At 48.5% G+C, this 16,530-nt stretch carries 14 protein-coding genes and 1 pseudogene; 6 read left to right on the top strand and 9 right to left on the bottom strand.

Going from position 1 to position 16,530, the window contains the following annotated elements; translation table 11 throughout:
• Positions 1-88: 88 nt before the first annotated feature.
• The 9 genes from HUN05_22305 to HUN05_22265 form a co-directional block, all read right to left on the bottom strand.
• On the bottom strand, positions 89-553 hold the full coding sequence (locus tag HUN05_22305) for a hydrogenase maturation protease (protein WDP87523.1): 465 nt from the start codon (positions 551-553) through the stop codon (positions 89-91).
• A 125-nt stretch (positions 554-678) separates the two neighbouring features.
• Complete coding sequence (locus tag HUN05_22300; GenBank protein WDP87522.1) at positions 679-2,142, bottom strand: Ni/Fe hydrogenase subunit alpha; 1,464 nt, start codon at positions 2,140-2,142, stop codon at positions 679-681.
• Positions 2,143-2,173: 31 nt separating this feature from the next.
• The gene (locus HUN05_22295) at positions 2,174-3,142 is read right to left on the bottom strand and encodes a F420-nonreducing hydrogenase (GenBank protein ID WDP87521.1); all 969 of its coding nucleotides are present in this window, start codon (positions 3,140-3,142) and stop codon (positions 2,174-2,176) included.
• The gene (locus HUN05_22290) at positions 3,142-3,558 is read right to left on the bottom strand and encodes a hydrogenase iron-sulfur subunit (GenBank protein ID WDP87520.1); all 417 of its coding nucleotides are present in this window, start codon (positions 3,556-3,558) and stop codon (positions 3,142-3,144) included. The genes HUN05_22295 and HUN05_22290 overlap by 1 nt, the downstream gene beginning before the upstream one ends.
• On the bottom strand, positions 3,558-4,472 hold the full coding sequence (locus HUN05_22285; protein WDP87519.1) for a CoB--CoM heterodisulfide reductase iron-sulfur subunit B family protein: 915 nt from the start codon (positions 4,470-4,472) through the stop codon (positions 3,558-3,560). Before HUN05_22285 ends, HUN05_22290 begins: the two co-directional genes overlap by 1 nt.
• Positions 4,473-4,485: 13 nt before the next feature.
• On the bottom strand, positions 4,486-5,001 hold the full coding sequence (locus HUN05_22280; GenBank protein WDP87518.1) for a 4Fe-4S dicluster domain-containing protein: 516 nt from the start codon (positions 4,999-5,001) through the stop codon (positions 4,486-4,488).
• A 10-nt stretch (positions 5,002-5,011) separates the two neighbouring features.
• The gene (locus HUN05_22275) at positions 5,012-7,021 is read right to left on the bottom strand and encodes a CoB--CoM heterodisulfide reductase iron-sulfur subunit A family protein (protein ID WDP87517.1); all 2,010 of its coding nucleotides are present in this window, start codon (positions 7,019-7,021) and stop codon (positions 5,012-5,014) included.
• Positions 7,022-7,733: 712 nt separating this feature from the next.
• Positions 7,734-9,140, bottom strand: a complete 1,407-nt coding sequence (locus HUN05_22270; GenBank protein WDP87516.1) for a sigma-54-dependent Fis family transcriptional regulator — start codon at positions 9,138-9,140, stop codon at positions 7,734-7,736.
• Positions 9,137-11,350 (bottom strand): DUF3365 domain-containing protein, encoded by a 2,214-nt coding sequence (locus HUN05_22265; GenBank protein WDP87515.1) that lies wholly within the window; start codon positions 11,348-11,350, stop codon positions 9,137-9,139. Before HUN05_22265 ends, HUN05_22270 begins: the two co-directional genes overlap by 4 nt.
• A gap of 93 nt (positions 11,351-11,443) precedes the next feature.
• Between HUN05_22265 and HUN05_22260 the strand changes: the two genes are divergently transcribed.
• The 6 genes and pseudogenes from HUN05_22260 to HUN05_22235 all read left to right on the top strand — a co-directional run bounded on the left by HUN05_22260 (position 11,444) and on the right by HUN05_22235 (position 16,108).
• Complete coding sequence (locus tag HUN05_22260; GenBank protein WDP87514.1) at positions 11,444-11,626, top strand: hypothetical protein; 183 nt, start codon at positions 11,444-11,446, stop codon at positions 11,624-11,626.
• A gap of 56 nt (positions 11,627-11,682) precedes the next feature.
• Positions 11,683-12,000: a hypothetical protein gene (locus HUN05_22255; protein ID WDP87513.1), complete on the top strand. Its 318-nt coding sequence runs from the start codon at positions 11,683-11,685 to the stop codon at positions 11,998-12,000.
• A gap of 162 nt (positions 12,001-12,162) precedes the next feature.
• Entirely contained in the window at positions 12,163-12,843 is a 681-nt protein-coding gene (locus tag HUN05_22250) for a hypothetical protein (protein ID WDP87512.1), read from the top strand.
• Between the two features lie 489 nt (positions 12,844-13,332).
• Positions 13,333-15,087 (top strand): annotated as a pseudogene (locus tag HUN05_22245) (putative sulfate exporter family transporter).
• 29 nt (positions 15,088-15,116) lie between these two features.
• Complete coding sequence (locus HUN05_22240; protein ID WDP87511.1) at positions 15,117-15,455, top strand: hypothetical protein; 339 nt, start codon at positions 15,117-15,119, stop codon at positions 15,453-15,455.
• Between the two features lie 230 nt (positions 15,456-15,685).
• Positions 15,686-16,108 carry a universal stress protein gene (locus HUN05_22235; GenBank protein WDP88190.1) on the top strand — a complete coding sequence of 141 codons (423 nt, stop codon included), beginning with the start codon at positions 15,686-15,688 and terminating at the stop codon, positions 16,106-16,108.
• The last annotated feature ends 422 nt before the right edge of the window (positions 16,109-16,530 follow it).

Genomic DNA, 16,530 nt, shown 5'->3' with positions numbered 1-16,530 from the left:
CTCAACAGCCGCACCGATGATACGGATGCTGTGGTCAGATAGATACGAGGTCAAATGGTTGATAAATCCTTTAGGCCGTTGAAAATATTTATTGAGGGGCACCCTCCACCGATTCTTGGATCATCTGATAGACCCGGTCCAGGGCATCCTGCACACTGGGTGAGCATATTTTTGTAAATTCTGCATAATCCTCAGCTTCAATGAGGAATATGGTCAATTGTTCGGGCATTTCATCGGGGAACAGTTCATATCCCACCTTTAGGGTGGACCCCAGGGTAATGGCATGGGAGACCACCAGACGATGACTTTCAAAAATATCATCGATGGTCACCTCATGTATGGTTCCCGGAGAGGCCCCTGTTTTAGCGGCATCAATAATGATGGCCCTATCGTATCCCATGATTTTATCGTTGACTTCAAACCCCACCCCAAAAATTACCTGGGTGTCCACGGGCAAGTGGTTTTGCTCCACCCGTTCGGCAATTTCAATGCCCGCTCTGTCGTCCTTGAGCATGGGGTTTCCGATGCCGCATACCACCGTACTATGTTTCATAGAGACAATCCTTTTTCCAGCACGGCAGCCGGCCAAATCAGGTCTGCCGAAATGGCCCCTAACCCTGGATAAACGATGAAAGCCAAGACCTTCAAACCGATGCAGGGTTAAGGGGTCATATGGGGTTAAAAGTTCTTTAGGGTCTGTATATGCTTTTTCTGGCTATTGTACACCTCAACCTCAACGGCTGATACACCCGGCTTAACGGCATGGGTGGCACATCCCAGACAAAGATCATAGGGTCTGAAAGCCATCTCAACATGATTCAAAATGGCCTCATCCACATTTCCGTCCCTAACAAAGTGCTTGGCCGCCTTTCGAACCGCAAGATTGATGGGGCCTTTGTTGTGGGTGGTGGCCACCACAAGGTTTGCATCGGTCACAATGCCCTTGTCATCGGTGTTATAATGATGAATCAGGGTGCCCCGGGGGGCTTCAACAATACCCACCCCTTCTCCGGTAACATTGCCCAGCTCACCTCTGGCATTGTCCCCTGTGATCTCAGGGTCCTGGGCAAGCATCAGACATTTTTCCGCAGCATTTAAAAGCTCGATGGCCCGGGCCCAGTGATAGGCCAGGATCTGGTGGACGGGTTTGCCGCCCAGGGTTTCAAAAAACTTCTTGAATTCAGCATCGGCCAGGGGGGTGTCCATCCCGTTGGCCACATTCATCCGGGCAAGGGGGCCCACACAGTATAGACTAGTTCCTTCCCCTTCGCAGATTCCCTGCCAGCCGATTTTTTTCTGGTAGGGCATTTTAAGGTAGGACCATGGCAGAACCCGTTCGGCAATATAATCCAGATAGGTCTTACCGGAAAAAGAGCATATTTCTTTGCCGTTAACATCCACCATTTTCTGGGTGCCGTCATAAAAGCTGACTTTACCCTCGGGTGTGGTCGATCCTAAATAGTTGACCTTCACCTTGTACATATCACCGGTCACAAGGTCCATGAACCCCTTGTTTTTAAGCACAATATCTTCAAAGATTTTGATGGTGATCTTGCCTAAATCCACAAGTTCTTTAGACCATTTTATAAGTTTTTCCCTTTCAAGTTCATTGATGGTCTTTGACCATCCGCCCGGAATGGCGGCAACCGGGTGGTTGGGTTTTCCGCCCAGCAGCTCAAATATTTTAACGGCGCATCCTCTCTTTTTTAACACATCACGCCCAAGTTGGGCGCCCACCTTTTGAATCAGCCCCACAATATTTCTGTCCGCAGGAGATGCATCGGGTCCCACCACAAAGTCAGGCAACCCTAAGGCATAGAGAATCACGGCGTGATCCTCCACATAATGGGCATTAAAAAAAAGTTCTCGCAGTTTTTTTGCAAGGGGGGGCGGCTCCACACCGTAAATGCCGTCGGAGGCTTTCATGGCTGCCGTAAAGTGAACCCCGCGGCAGACCCCGCAGATGTTGGACACCGTTCTGGGCACTTCTTCGATGGGAAGTCCCACCAAAAATTTTTCAAAACCGCGAAATTCCACAACCTGGAAAAAGGCTTCATCAACATTGCCATCATCATCAAGGAAAATGGCTATTTTACCGTGACCTTCAAGACGGGTCATTGGATTTATTTCAATTTTTCTCAATCTATTGCTCCTTAAAAATTTTTGCCTTCCCCTATATTTTTCTGGGAAGGATTCCAGATGGAAGTGCATACCGGTAAAAGAATTTTGCCAGGTTGGGATATTTATCCATCAAGGTTGCGGTGGCCTCTTCGCCTTCCAGGATTGAACCGATGGTGGAAAGGGCCCGGGCCCCGAAATCTTCATTGTTTGAAAGCGGTGCCCCGCAGCCCCTACAGGGCTGGTTGACCTTGAGGCAGGCGGCATTGCAGTCTCCCTGGGTAATGGGGCCAAAACAGATATATCCCTGCTGCAAAAGACAGGTGTTTTCGTCGGGGACCCCGTCAACGGTTCTTAATACCTTGTCCACCAGGACTCTTTTTTCTCCCTTGGATCCGGGGTTCCGGTCGCAGACATCGCAGACGGCCTTTCCATTGGTGATCCAAGACCCCTTAGGGGGCAGGTTCCCTTCTATAATTGCGGTGATAGCTGCTTCAACATGATCTTGATGGGGAGGACAGCCCCCGATATAATAATCAACATCCACAATATCGTTTAAGGTTCTGACCTTATCCTCATAAACCGGCAGGGTCAGGTCATATTTTCCGTCCACAAGGCACTCGGGCTGGGGATAGATCCCGTCGGGGTTGTCCGTTGAAGGGGTGTTTTTAAATGCTTTTTCAAACAATTCTTCCTTGGTGTGCAGGCTGGAAAGTCCTGCTGTCCCGCCAAGGCAGGCGCAGATACCAAAGGCAACCACTGTTTTTGCCTTGGCCCGCATGAGTTTTGCCATATGAATATGCTCGTCCAGCCGGACCATGCCGTCAATGAAGGCAACATCAATTGAATTGTCCGCCATGGATTCCAGATCATCATATTTGACATCGGTCACCGTGGGGGCCCAGAAAACAATTTCAATATGCTCGAGCACATCCACCAATTTTTCCGACAGGTCCACAACTGCCATTTCACAGCCGGCGCACCCCCCTAAAAGTAGAAAACCACATTTAATTTTATCAGCCATTATTTATTATCTCCATTAATGGGGTTAGGACCCAGTTCTTTGAGGGTGTTGGTAAAATCGGTTACCATTTCGGCAAATTTTTTACCTTCAGCACCGGATATCCATTCCCGGCGGAACCGCCTTGAATCGAATCCCATATCCTCAATCAACCGGCTGAGCATATCCATTCGGTTTTTGGTTTTATGATTACCGTCCTTGTAATGGCAGTCTCCAAAATGACATCCGCCGACCAGAACCCCGTCTGCGCCCCCGGCAAGGGCCTTGAGAACATATTCAGGATTAACTCTGCCCGAGCAAGGAACCTTGATCAGTTTAATCGTGGGCGGATACTTGCATCGAAGATTTCCGGCAAGATCCGCGCCCGCATAAGTGCACCACTGACATGCAAACCCCACAATATTAGGAATAAATTCCATTAGTTGACCTCCGTTAAGCGTTCGTTGCTCTGAATTGTTTTGATAATGGCATCCCTGGGCGTTTCGCTGATGCATGCCACCTGTTCCGGCTTAAAGCCCATACACAGGGCCAGAAGCTGGGAGTAATAGAAAACCGGAATTTCAAAATCAATGTCCCCGCTCTTTTTAAGGCTTTGCTGGCCGCTGTCCAGCTGTAGAAAACAGGATGAACAGGTGGTCACAATCATATCCGGGTCCGCTTCCTGCTTTATGCTCAGCAATTTTTCTTTTAAAAGGCCTATAGACCGTTTCTGGTCGGTACTTTTCATGGCACCCATACCACAGCAGGCATTGAGTCTGCTGTATTCGGGGACATCCGCCTCAAGGGCCTGGCAAAGATCTTTGAGCAATGTGGGCTCAAAGGAATTTTCTTCTTTTACCGCCATCATATCCGAAGGCCAGAGAACGTGGCATCCCGGCTGAACCGCAATTTTCAGATGTTTAAGGGTGTATTTAAGGGATTGTCCGATTCTGTCAACCCCAATGTCCCGGTGCAGGATATGGGAGATGTGGTACACCTCCGAGGATCCTTTATACTTTCGGTTGATGCCTTCAAGATTTTTGTTCAGGGTCTTTTTTCTTTCCATGTTATGGTCGATCATGTGCTTGGCTTCGCTCAGGACCCCAAAACAGGAGTTGCATCCGGTCATGATATCAACATTTTGATCTTCGGCAATTGTGATATTCCGGCCTGAAACCGAAAGCCAGGTGTCCACGTCAAAGGATGGGGCCGTACCCCAGGCAGGGCAGCATGATGCACCGTCCATGTCGACAACCTCAACCCCTAGAGCAGGGAATACCTTATACAATGATTGCTCAATATCAGGGGCCTTAAAAGGGATGTTACACCCCAGATATAAACCGCATTTATCCATTATTATCTCCTTGCTAAAAAATTCCAAGATCGCCCATGGGGCCATTGTCCAGTAGGGTTCTGATTTCCTCTTTGGCCTTTTCGCTTCCAACGGAGGTGGGGGGCTCTTGGGGCAGCCCCACTTTTGCTCTCAGCTCTTTTGATGATTCCGAATAAACCGCATGACCGGTTTCATAAAGATTCATTAGAGGGGTAAAGGCCGAAGCTGAAATGGCCAGCTCCTGGGCCTGGATTCTCCGAAAGGCAAAGACGATCTCAAAGGGTCTGGCATCCCTTGGACATATTTCCGTACACCTGTTGCAGGCCTGACACGCCCAGCTTGAAGGGTCTTCAATGATTTCTTCGAAATGGCCTGTTTGAAGTTTTTTGATCAGAAGCCTGCCGTAAAGCGGAAAGCCGGCCTGTGCAACCGGGCAGACCGAGGCACAGGCATTGCACTGAATGCACCGGGTAATTCCCTCGCCCCCGTTTTTCACAATCTCATTGATCACTTGCCCACTGTCCATGTCGGTGAGATTAATCGCAGTCATGGTTTTTCTCCTATGCTGTTAACGCTTGAATTTGAGACATTATCTGATCCTCGGTGTAGCCGTGAAGCTGAATGGCGGAAGAGGAACAGGCCGTTGTACAGACACCGCAGCCTTTGCATTGGGTGATATCAATTACGGCACGGGGCTTTTCATGAACAGAATCCATGGAAATGGCGCCGTATGGACAAAGCGGCACACAGATACCGCAGCCACTGCACCGGTCTGTTATGATCTCAGAAATGATGGGTTCAATTTTTACCCGTCCCTGGGACAGGGGCACGGCGGCGGCAGCGGCAGCGCCCTTTGCCTGGGCCACCGTATCAGGAATATCCTTGGGTCCCTGGCAGCATCCGGCAAGAAAGATTCCTTCCACTGCGGTTTCCACGGGTTTGAGTTTGGGATGAAGCTCTTTGAAAAAACCGGATCCGTCTAAGGTAAGGCTCATTTTCTGGGCCAAAGGCTTGATGGTTTCGGGCAGTTCAATTGCCGAGGCCAGGATCACCATATCCGCATCAATCTCTATGTTTGATGACAGATCTGCATCGTATCCTTGAACCCTTAGCCGGTCTCCGGGAAGCTTGTCAATACCGCCGACTCGCCCCCGGATGATATGTATGCCCATGGCCAGCGCCGAGGTATAATACTCGTCAAAATCCTTGCCCGGGGTTCTGACATCCATAAAATGCATATAGATCTCAAGATCCTGGTATTTTTCCTTGAGCAGTTTGGCCTGTTTGATCATGTACATGCAGCAGACCCTCGAGCAATAGGTATGATGGTTTTCATCCCTGGACCCTACGCATGAAAGAAAAGAGATGGTTTTGGGTTTTCGCATATCCGTGAGTCGAAGCAGTTTTCCTTCTGTGGGGCCGGTGGCAGATATCAGCCGTTCCAGCTGAAGTGCCGTCATCACATTGGGAGAATCCGGCGCCAGGTTTTTAAAACATTCTTTTTCCATCACCTTGAAACCGGTTGCAACCACAATGGCACCCACCCTGGCCTCGACAAGCTCTCCTTTAGGATCAAGGTTTAAGCTTCGGTCAATGGCGCCTGCGGGACAGGCCCTTTCACAAGGGGCCAAAAGGGGCTTGCCTGTTTTTTTACTGATTTTTAATTCACGGCCTATTTTACGGCCTGCGCAGTTAAGGCAGGCGTCTATATCGATGACCGCCTTTTTGGGCACGGCCTGGGGAAAATGGATGTAAGCCGCAGGTCGGTTGTCCAGACCGGCATTGTATTCATTGGGGACCCTTACCGGGCAGGCCTCGGCACAGGCCCCGCAGCCGGTGCATTTATTCCAGTCAATATAGCTTTGTTTTTTTCTGATTTTAACGTCAAAATTGCCGATATATCCATCCACAGATTCAACTTCGGCGTATGTTAAAAGCTCAATGTTCGGATGGTTTCCGGCATCGACCATTACCGGGGTGAGAATACAGGCCGAACAGTCATTGGTGGGAAAGGTTTTGTCTAACTGGGCCATCACACCGCCAATGGAAGGCTCTTTTTCCACCAGATAGACCTTATTGCCCATGTTGGCCAGATCCAGGGCTGAAAAAATGCCTGCAACCCCTCCGCCAATAACAAGGGCGGCCTTTTCAACATCCACGTATTTATCTTCAAGGGGGGCAAGGTTTCTGGCCTTGGCCACGGCAGATGCCACAATCTGTTTGGCCTTCTGGGTGGCCCCCTTTTTATCATGGGCATGGACCCAAGAGTCCTGATCCCTGATATTGGCCATTTCAAACAGATATTTGTTTAATCCTTCTACCTCCAGAACCCTTCTAAAAATGGGCTCATGTGTTCTTGGCGTACAGGCTGCTACAACGACTTTATCGACTAGACCATCTCTAATATCCTGCCGTATAATCTCCTGGCCGGGATCGGAACACATGAACAGATTCCTTCGGGCCACGGTAACCTCAGGCAGAGTTCGGGCAAACTCCTCAACGGCTTGAACATCAACCACACCGGCAATGTTTGAACCGCAATGACAGACATAAACACCCACTTTTGCCATGATTTCCTCCGCTTCGTTTAAAATTAATTCAACAAAGTAAATTGCCTGGAATATTGGATATATCCAAGCAACCTGCTTTTGATGTTCTTGTTTTTAAAAAGGGGGTTTTGAAAATCCAGGAGAGGATCCTGAATTGAAAACTCGTAAAGCAATTGATCTACAATTATTTACTACCCTACAAAAACTGCTAACCAAATAAATGACTCCATAATTGGAGAGATAAATTCTTAGCCCACTGAAAATTGGATTGCAAATCGATTATATCTACGGGGTTCTTCAGCTGTATTGAATTTCTCAATAATACCCATAGTAATTTGTGATAAGTTTCCAGCTCGATTTATCCGAATCGTCCCGCTCACAAAGAAAACATGGCTATCCTGAATATTAATGCCGTTTTCTTAACATGTTGTTTTGTAGCAGATAAAAACTTTTGGTCGCCTTATTTGATGGATTCGTGGAAACTTCCTATTTGGTTTTATTGCCTCTGTGTTTGGTAAAAATACTTTCCGTATTTGCTCTATGTATTTAGATGTTTTTTTCTTGTGACTACTAAAAAGTACGACAATAGTGTCCTTCCTTTTTACGAATGCCTGGGCAAGGTTGATTTGATGAGTGTATTTAAGCTTCTGAGACTATTTTAACTAATCAGACCAGATTTTTTAAGGAAACGGCATTGATATCCGGGGGGGGAGGACGTCGGTGGGGGCACCCGTCAGGATGAAGGTCTGAACTGGTCCATATCCAGGTTGAGGCGTTTGATAATCTTCTGGATGGATGCCCTTTCCAGGCCGCTGATACGGGAGGTCTCAGATATATTGCCCCGGGTTTCAATAAAAAGCCGGGTCAGATAATCTTTTGAAAACAGGTCCAGCGCTTGCTTTTTGGCCTCTTTATATGAGATGGGCAGGCCTTTGGAGGGCAAAACAGCGGGGTAGGTCAATTCTCCATCCACCAGATTGACAAGCCCCAGATCAATGGTTTTCCCATTGGAAAAAACAGCCAGCCTTCGAACATAGTTGAGCAGTTCCCTGACATTGCCGGGCCATGGCTGGCGTGCCAGGAATGCCATGGCCAAAGGGTCAATTTCCATTGGATCCAGACCCATCTCTTTACAGGTCTGGTCCATGAACAGTCTGACCAGAAGGGGAATATCCTGGTGCCGCTCCCGCAGGGGGGGGACGGTCAGGGATAATACATTGAGCCGGTAATAAAGGTCCTGGCGGAAACTGCCGTCCTGGATCTTATGGCCCAGATTCTGGTTGGTCAGGGCAATGATTCTCACATCTGTTCGTTTGGAGGAGGAAGATCCCACAGGCTTGATCTCCTTGTCCTGAAGGAATTTCAAGAGTTTTGCCTGGATGGGCAGGGAAATGTCCCCGATTTCGTCAAGGATGAGAGTGCCCTTGTCTGCGGCCAGGAAAAATCCCTCCCGGTTTCGTTCTGCCCCTGTAAAGGCGCCTTTGACATGACCGAACAACTCGTTTTCCATGAGCTGCTCCGGAATGGCCGGGCAGTTCAGGGCATGACAGGAGGCTTTTTTCCGGTTGGAAAGCTTGTGTATTTGCCTTGCAATATGTTCCTTGCCCACCCCGGATTCCCCTGTGATCAGAACCGTGTAACCGGTCACGGCAATGGCGGTCATTTTTTCCTGGAGTTGTTTCATGGCAGGGCTTTCCCATTTGCATGCCCGGTCCGGGGACATGGCAGAGACCAGGTCTTTGAGACGCAGGTTTTCCCGGGCCAGGTCATAGTGCTCAATGGCCTTTTCAACCTTATGATAGAGGGTCTGCTTTTCCACAGGCTTGGTGATAAAGTCCCAGGCCCCTGTTTTCAAAGTGTTAACTGCGGCCTTCACCGTGGCAAATCCTGTGATCATCACCGCACAGAGCCTTGGATTGAGCACCAGGGCCTTGGCCAAAAGTTCATGGCCGGAAATCCCGGGCATGCGAAGATCCGAGAGTAATATCCCGATCTCACCCTCGGTCATGACTGACAAGGCATCCTGCCCATTGGTTTTGCCGATAAGTTTGATCTCTTTGAATTTTTTTTCAAGCTGACGGATGATGCCCTTTAAAAAGTCCGGGTCATCGTCCACAACAAGGATGGCGTATGGTTTCATAATCGGTTTCCTCGTGGGCAGTCTTCTTTTTGTATGGGGTTCGGGGCGCCGGGGAAGAAAATATCAAACCGGGTAAGCCGGTGGTTGTCTACCCGTATCCGGCCGCCCAGCTCATTGATAAATCCATAGACAACCGAGAGGCCCAAACCGGTGCCCTTGCCCACCTCTTTGGTGGTGAAAAAGGGGTCAAAGATCTGGTCCATAATTTTGTCATCAATTCCCGGGCCGTTGTCTTCAAGGGTCAGACAGACCTCTTTTCCAGAATTGCTTGTGGACAGGGATATCTGGTCTCCGCTTTCCTGCACGGCATCCACGGCATTGAGCCAGAGATTGGTGAGAATCTGTGCCATGACCGCGACATCGCATTGAACCGGGGGAAGCTCGGGGGCAAGGTCGAGGCTGAGCTGAATTTTTTTGGCATTGGCCTGGGCCCTGAATACCTCAAGTTCCATACGGATCACCGAATTGATGTCACAGACGCCGGAGAGGTTTTTTTGGGGCCTGGACAGGTTGAGCAGATTCTGGACCACATTTTTTGCGGTGCGGGTATGCTTGAGGATCACATCCAGGTCCTGCCTGGCCTCGGGATCGTCAATCCCATCTTTAACCAGGTCGGCGTAGACCTGGATCACTCCCAGAGGATTGTTGCTTTCATGGGCAATTCCGGCAGCGATTTTGCCGATGCCAGAGAGTCTTTCTGCCTGCTGCATCCGGTCAAGCATCTCTTTGTCAAGGGTGATATCCCTTGCATAGAGGACCATTTGGGTTTTGGACTGGTCCTGGCGGCCCAAAGGATAAAGTTCCACATCAAAATACCGGTTGTCCAGGGTTTTGATCTCTTTTTTAACGGATTTGCCCGAGCTGATCACCTGGTCCAGAATATTGCAGGCGGTTGCTCTATCACTTCCCAGGCAGAGAAAACCTCTGAGTTGTTCTTCTTTCATCCGTTTGGTCTTTTGATCCAGGATGGCCTTTGATCCCTGGTTGGCAATGATGATGCGAAAGTCTTCGTCAATGAGCAGCAAGGGGTCTGAAATTCCCTTGAAAACAGACTGGAGCATATCATGCTGGAACCTGATATTGGTAAAGGCATGGATATTTTCAATGAGGATGGCCACCTGCTGGCCCAAGGCCATGAGAATGGCCGGGTCCATGTCGTCCGGGTCCGGGGTTCGGTTCCAGGATAGATTCAGGATACCCCAATGGCTTTCAGGGGATTTTACCGGAATGAACAGCTGACGCTCCTGCATCAGAATTTCGTCTTTCCAGAGCAAATCTTTGATTTTTTGGGAAAGGGGGGGAATGGCCTGGCCGGATTTCCACACATAATAGTTTTCCGAGACCACGGTGCAATGGTAAACCGCCTGGTCTGCCTTGTATCTGCGGCCCACGCTTTCTAAAAGGCTTGAGATCAGCTGCCGGGTATCCTGGGAACGGCCGAAATCCGAGAGCAGGGTCACAAAGAGTCTTGCATCCCCCAGGTGTTTTTTTGCCTTAAGGTCCAGGGCTTTGGTCCGGTCCTGGACCCTGACCTCAAGGTTCTGGGTATATCCTTCCAGTTCATTTCGGGCCTGGGACAGGCAGAGGGCCAGTTCGTCAATCCCTTCCACAAGCCCTTCGATTTCATCTTTCTGCCCCAGGCGTTTGATAATGGACTGTTCCTGTTTTCCTGAAAACCGTGTTTTAAAAATCCAGGTCAAATGGTGAAGGTTTTTCATGACCAGACGGTCGAAAAAAAGACTGATAAGGCCTGCAAAGCAGAGAATGCCCAAAAGGTAAAGGCTCAGGTATTGAAGGGTCAGCTGCCGGGCCGGGGTTTTGATCATGTCCACGGGAAATCCTGCCGCCACAACCCCTCCCACCTCATCCACCTGATAGTGGAATCCATTTTTATCCCCATAAATATCAAGAAGCTCTCTGGGGGCATCTTCCGGCTCGCCGTGGCATTGCATGCACGATCGCTTGAAGGTTACGGGCCGGGCCACCAGATGGTATTCTTTTCCATTGACCAGGGTGGAGTCCTCCCAGAAGCTCAGTTTTCGGTTCTGGTTAAACCCGGAGATCAGTTTTTTTTCAAAATCATCAGGTGCCGAAGCCTGGTTCCTGGGTTTTATGGAAACCCTTCGGTAATGATAGTTTGAGGCATCCTTGATGTTGAGCCGGGTCATGACCTGCCTGGAAATATAAGAGGACGACATGGCCGGGCGCATTCCCATTTTCCCGGTTTTAAAAAGGCCTGTCTTTTAGAGCAAAAAGAATGATATCCTCTGTTACGCTGAAATGAACATAAATGGATTGTGCTAATGAAGAAAGCTGAAGATTGTAATACTGTTGATGAAGTCCTTGCATGCCTCAAAGAACTGGAAGAAGATCCAAATCGCTTGGTTCGTAACGCTAACGAATTAGAACAGATGGAACAGGAAATCCTTGAGTATACAAATCGGATAAGCGCCTTTTTTTTAAAAAAAAGATCCAGGCCTCAGTAGATTCCTCTGAACAGGTCGACCAAGAAAAAGAATTGATGTCCAATTGGCCGGGACGGATGAAAAGCGAAGGGCTTGAGACCGTTTGGATTCAGCTTTGTACAGCTAGTTCGGTTGATATTCATGTTCGATACTATCGAAGGTCCTGTGACCGCCGAAAAGGAAAAAGATATAAAGGTGCATACGCTGGTTTAATCCTTCTTGGAATCCATGATCGCTGCTCGCCTGCTTTGGCTTCTATGGTGAGTTCTTGGTCAGCCTTATTAAGTTCTTTTGAAGAAGTCCGTCAAGTGCTTTGTGACCGTGGGATGACGTTGGGTATAAAGGTCATCCGTAAACTGACCTATCGGTACGCAGAGCGGGCTCGAGCCGAATAACAAGCGGGCCGAATCCCATTAAATGATGGAGATTTACTTGAAGGGCGGCGAGTCGTTATCAGCACTGATGGTGGCCGCACTCGGTTCAGAGAGAAGAAAAGGGGACCAAAAACCCAAAAGGATAGAACCCGATTTCGTGGGGCATGGCGAGAACCCAAGCTTTTGATCATTTATGTAGTGGACGCCCATGGAAAACAAGAAAAAAGCTTTTCACCATTTATTGATGGCTGTTTCAATGGACCGGATGGTGTATTCCACTTGTTAAAGGGTTATTTGAACTCCCTTCATATTCAGAACTCAGACAAAATACTGTTTGTTGCAGATGGGGCACATTGGATTTGGAATCGAATCCCCGGACTTCTAAAAGCATTGGGTTTGGCTCCTGAGCGTGTGTATGAACTTCTCGATTTCTACCATGCAGTTGAGCATCTGGGTACAGTAGTAGGCTTAAGGAAGACCTGGTCATCCAAGGAACGCAAACGCTGGGTATCGAAGCAGCGAGGTCTTCTGCTGAAGGGAAAGGCGATTGAGGTGGTACAGGCCGTCCAGAAGCTTTGTAGAGGCAGAAACAGTAAGGCTATCAAGACGGAACGGGATTATTTTGTGCGCAATGAACTGAGGCTTAATTTCTCAACTGTAAAAGCGTTGAACTTACCTATTGGCAGCGGTGCTATTGAAAGTTCGATTCGGAGAGTCGTGAATTTACGTCTTAAAGGTCCGTGCATCTTTTGGTATCGGGAGAATGCAGAAAAAATGATTATGCTGCGATCATTTTATAAAGCAGGGCGTTGGAACTGCCTGAAGCAGATGGCAAACATGCACAATCCAGTGCCAGCGGTATAACCGGGAAAATGGGAATGCGCCCACATGGCCTGGATGATGAATCGTCCCTGGGGAAGGGTGTCAAACATCTGGGGTCGAAGCACCGTTTTAACATAATCCTGGACCGCTGGCTGATTTCCGACTCCATAATGGAGTTGTAATGAAAATACATGATGATACTGATGCAGATGCCCAGGGCCGTTGCAAACAATACCAGTCCAATGATGAATTTCATCCTGAGGGTTATGATTTTGAACATGGTGTCTCCTGTTGTTGGTGGATAAAATAGAAAATCTGCAGAAAAAATGCAAGCCAGGCCGGTCTGCTGCCTCTTTGATGTTTCACCCCTGTAAACTTGAGTTGGCAGGGGGAGTGGGGGCTTTGTGCGAAAATTCTTTCAAATCAGCCGGTTATCCTGTCAGGGGCCTCTGGCATAGGTTTTGCTATCTTGGGAATACCCATATGCAAGTGTGTTTTAATTATTAATTTTTAGTTTTAGGAGAAAAATATATGTCTGACAATTCACAGGTTGTTGAAGACGTTAAAAAATGGGAGTGGTCTGAAATGTGGAAGTTAGAGGATTGGTGGGCCATCTGGCTTGGGTTTGCCATCCTTATTGCCGGGATGCTGGTTTATTTTCCCCATTCAGGGGATATGAAGGCCAAGCTGGAACAGGCAGAACTCAAGTATTCAGAGGCGGCCAACAGAACAGATGCGTTTAAAACCTTGGCCTGGTACGAACTTTCCGATGCCAAGGTCAAGGCCAAGAGTCTTGGTATGGGTAAATGGCTGAGTTCCGTGACCAAAAAGACCCGCTCCTGGACCAATAACCCCGGGGATGCTTTTTTCATGTCCAAGGAAAAGGCGGATGCTAAAAAAGCCAAGGCCCAGGAAAAATACAGCCAGGCCAAGGCCAAGGCCTCAGGCCTATATGCCTCAGCTCTTGCTGCTGAAACCGCTGCCGAAGCCGCCGGCTTCCAGGACCAGGCCCTGAATGAGACCGCCAAGGATGCTATTCAGGATTGGCGGAATGTCAAATTCATTGAAGGCAAGGCCAAGAAAAAGGTCTCGGGCGCCAAACCCTATAATCAGATTTTTAAGCTTTTAGGTCTGGGAATTTTCTTTGCTCTTTTCTTTGGTATCGGCATGAAGGCCATGGGCCACTCTTTTACCCAGTTTATCAAGGCCTTTTCCTTTATCTTTTTTGTTGCCGTACTGGCATGGATGGCCAGTTCCCAGGCCACCATGAAGCATTACGGCATCGGGTATGCTGCCTGGGCCATTTTCTTTGGTATGCTGATTTCCAACACCGTGGGCACGCCCAAGTGGGTATTTCCGGCCATCTAGACCGAGTTTTATATTAAAACCGGCCTGGTGCTTCTGGGTGCCAAGATTCTGTTTGAAAAAATTATCACCATTGGTACGGCAGGTATTTTTGTGGCCTGGGTGGTCACCCCCATTGTCTGGCTGGTCACATACTGGTTCGGCCAGAAAATCGTCAAGATGGGATCCAAGCGTCTCAATGCCGTCATCTGTTCGGACATGTCAGTCTGCGGTGTTTCGGCAGCCATTGCAACGGCGTCGGCCTGTAAGGCCAAAAAAGAGGAACTTACCCTGGCCGTAGGCCTCTCCCTGATCTTTACCTCCATCATGATGATCGTGATGCCGGCCGTTATCCACGGGTTTTTCCCTGCGGACAAGATGGAGGTTTTAGGCGGCGCCTGGATGGGCGGCACCATTGATGCCACAGGTGCGGTTGCCGCTGCCGGTGCCTTCTTGGGTGAAAAAGCCCTGAACGTGGCCGCCACCATCAAGATGATCCAAAACGTTCTCATCGGCGTGATGGCCTTTTTTGTGGCCATTTATTTTACCACCAAGGTCGAGGCCGAAGAGACCGGACAAAAGGTCGGGCTCATGGAAATCTGGTACCGGTTCCCCAAATTTGTTATCGGGTTTGTCATGGCGTCTGTGATTTTTTCTTTTCTCTATTCCAGCTACAACAGTGAAATTGCAGGGTTAGGCTCCACCATGATCGACCAGGGAACCATCAAGGGGATGAGCGACTTGTTCAGAGGGTGGTTCTTTGTCCTCTCCTTTGTATCCATAGGGCTTGCCACCAACTTTAAAGAACTCAAAGAGCATTTTTCAGGCGGTAAACCCTTGATTCTCTATGTGTTTGGCCAGTCGTTAAACCTCTGCCTCACCCTGATTATGGCATATATCGTTTTCTATCTGATATTCCCTGACCTGACCGCGACCATTTAATCCGAGCGTTGAGACAAAGGATACTATTTATGGACACCAAAACCAAACAATCCAAGGCTAAAGCATGGGCGGTTCTGGTTCTTACCCTGGGTGCACTCTGGGTGTTTGCCGCCGTGATCGGTCCATACGGTGAAAAACATATCCCCACATTCAACACCATTGTGGATACCATTGAAGCCCGGGATATTGATTCAGGCGCCTATTTTTATACTGAAATAGATGCCGGGTATGACGGGCCAAGGGAGCTGCTCGGCTCCATTGCCCTGAAGGCCCCTGAACGATACGGGTTTACCATGCCCTTTATTTCCGGGATGATGCTTTGCTTTTTGATTCTGATTGTCGGATTCAAAACCCTTCCCATGGAATAATTTAGGCAATCTTTTTGTGACAAAGGCCGGAACGGTGGCAAACCGTTCCGGCCTTTTTTTAAAAACCTGAAGATTTTACAGTCCTGAATTTTAAAAACAATAAAACTAGAGTATAATAAAAGAACGTGGGGATGCTGAATCCAGGTTTTTTCATCTGGCTCTACTTTGATGCCAATACATTAACCGTAAGATCCGGCCTTTTAAAGCCCCGGGTCTTGGAAGGAGGCATGATGAAGTTTGAAAAAATCTTAAACCCGGTTGACGGGTCTGATCATTCCAAAAATTCCACCCAATATGCCATTGAACTGGCAAGGCAGTTTGATTCCAAAATCATACTCCTACACTGCCATAACCGATTTCCCGTGGTTCTGTCTGAACCCTATTTCCAGCAGGCCATAGATGAAATCATGAGGGCGTCTGAAACTTTGATAAAACCCTTTGAAGAGATTCTTGAGTCGGCCGGGGTGGATTATGAGGTTAGGATTCTGGAAGGGTTGCCCGGATCAACCATTGCCGATGTGGTTCGGATTGAAAAAATTGACCTGGTGGTCATGGGCTCCAGGGGGGTTTCGGATTTTGAAGGATTGTTTTTAGGCTCTGTGGCCCACCAGGTCCTTCATAAATCCGACTGCCCGGTATTCATTGCTAAATAAGGCTCACGGTCGAATTAAAATTTTCCAAAATATGGCCTAGGATTTTTAATCGTATTCAAGCCGGGGGGCTGGGAGCATATTCGACATATGTGCCAGCTACCCAACGACCAAGGTGATTAAAAAGAGAAGACATATGGGCCGTTTCCTTTTGACCGGGAGCCTAAGGCCTGCCCTAAAGCTGTCATTAGTTTTATAACACCAGGTTAATCCAGGTGGTTTATTCATCCATCTCCCTTTTTTTTGGGGGGGGGGGCAGGAAAAGGGCGATGTCTCTTGGTTTCTTAAGGCCGTTTTTTTATGAACGGATTATTCTGTCCTGTCAGGGGGACCCCCAGCCTTGCAAAAATTAAAACAGGGTTCAGCGCCCCAAATCCACCGCCTAATTTTATATTTGGTTAAATATGGGGATACTCCGTGCTTTC

Source organism: Desulfobacter sp. (assembly GCA_028768545.1).
Classification (GTDB): domain Bacteria; phylum Desulfobacterota; class Desulfobacteria; order Desulfobacterales; family Desulfobacteraceae; genus Desulfobacter.
The sequence above is the reverse complement of the archived record's forward strand: the minus strand, read 5'-3'. Positions and strand labels throughout refer to the sequence as shown.

Excerpts from the sequence above, each read along its gene's own strand:
- HUN05_22305 (WDP87523.1), bottom strand. The coding sequence starts at position 553 with ATGAAACATAGTACGGTGGTATGCGGCATCGGAAACCCCATGCTCAAG.
- HUN05_22295 (WDP87521.1), bottom strand. The coding sequence starts at position 3,142 with ATGGCTGATAAAATTAAATGTGGTTTTCTACTTTTAGGGGGGTGCGCC.
- HUN05_22290 (WDP87520.1), bottom strand. The coding sequence starts at position 3,558 with ATGGAATTTATTCCTAATATTGTGGGGTTTGCATGTCAGTGGTGCACT.
- HUN05_22285 (WDP87519.1), bottom strand. The coding sequence starts at position 4,472 with ATGGATAAATGCGGTTTATATCTGGGGTGTAACATCCCTTTTAAGGCC.
- HUN05_22280 (WDP87518.1), bottom strand. The coding sequence starts at position 5,001 with ATGACTGCGATTAATCTCACCGACATGGACAGTGGGCAAGTGATCAAT.
- HUN05_22275 (WDP87517.1), bottom strand. The coding sequence starts at position 7,021 with ATGGCAAAAGTGGGTGTTTATGTCTGTCATTGCGGTTCAAACATTGCC.
- HUN05_22270 (WDP87516.1), bottom strand. The coding sequence starts at position 9,140 with ATGAAACCATACGCCATCCTTGTTGTGGACGATGACCCGGACTTTTTA.
- HUN05_22265 (WDP87515.1), bottom strand. The coding sequence starts at position 11,350 with ATGCGCCCGGCCATGTCGTCCTCTTATATTTCCAGGCAGGTCATGACC.
- HUN05_22260 (WDP87514.1), top strand. The coding sequence starts at position 11,444 with ATGAAGAAAGCTGAAGATTGTAATACTGTTGATGAAGTCCTTGCATGC.
- HUN05_22255 (WDP87513.1), top strand. The coding sequence starts at position 11,683 with ATGAAAAGCGAAGGGCTTGAGACCGTTTGGATTCAGCTTTGTACAGCT.
- HUN05_22240 (WDP87511.1), top strand. The coding sequence starts at position 15,117 with ATGGACACCAAAACCAAACAATCCAAGGCTAAAGCATGGGCGGTTCTG.
- HUN05_22235 (WDP88190.1), top strand. The coding sequence starts at position 15,686 with ATGAAGTTTGAAAAAATCTTAAACCCGGTTGACGGGTCTGATCATTCC.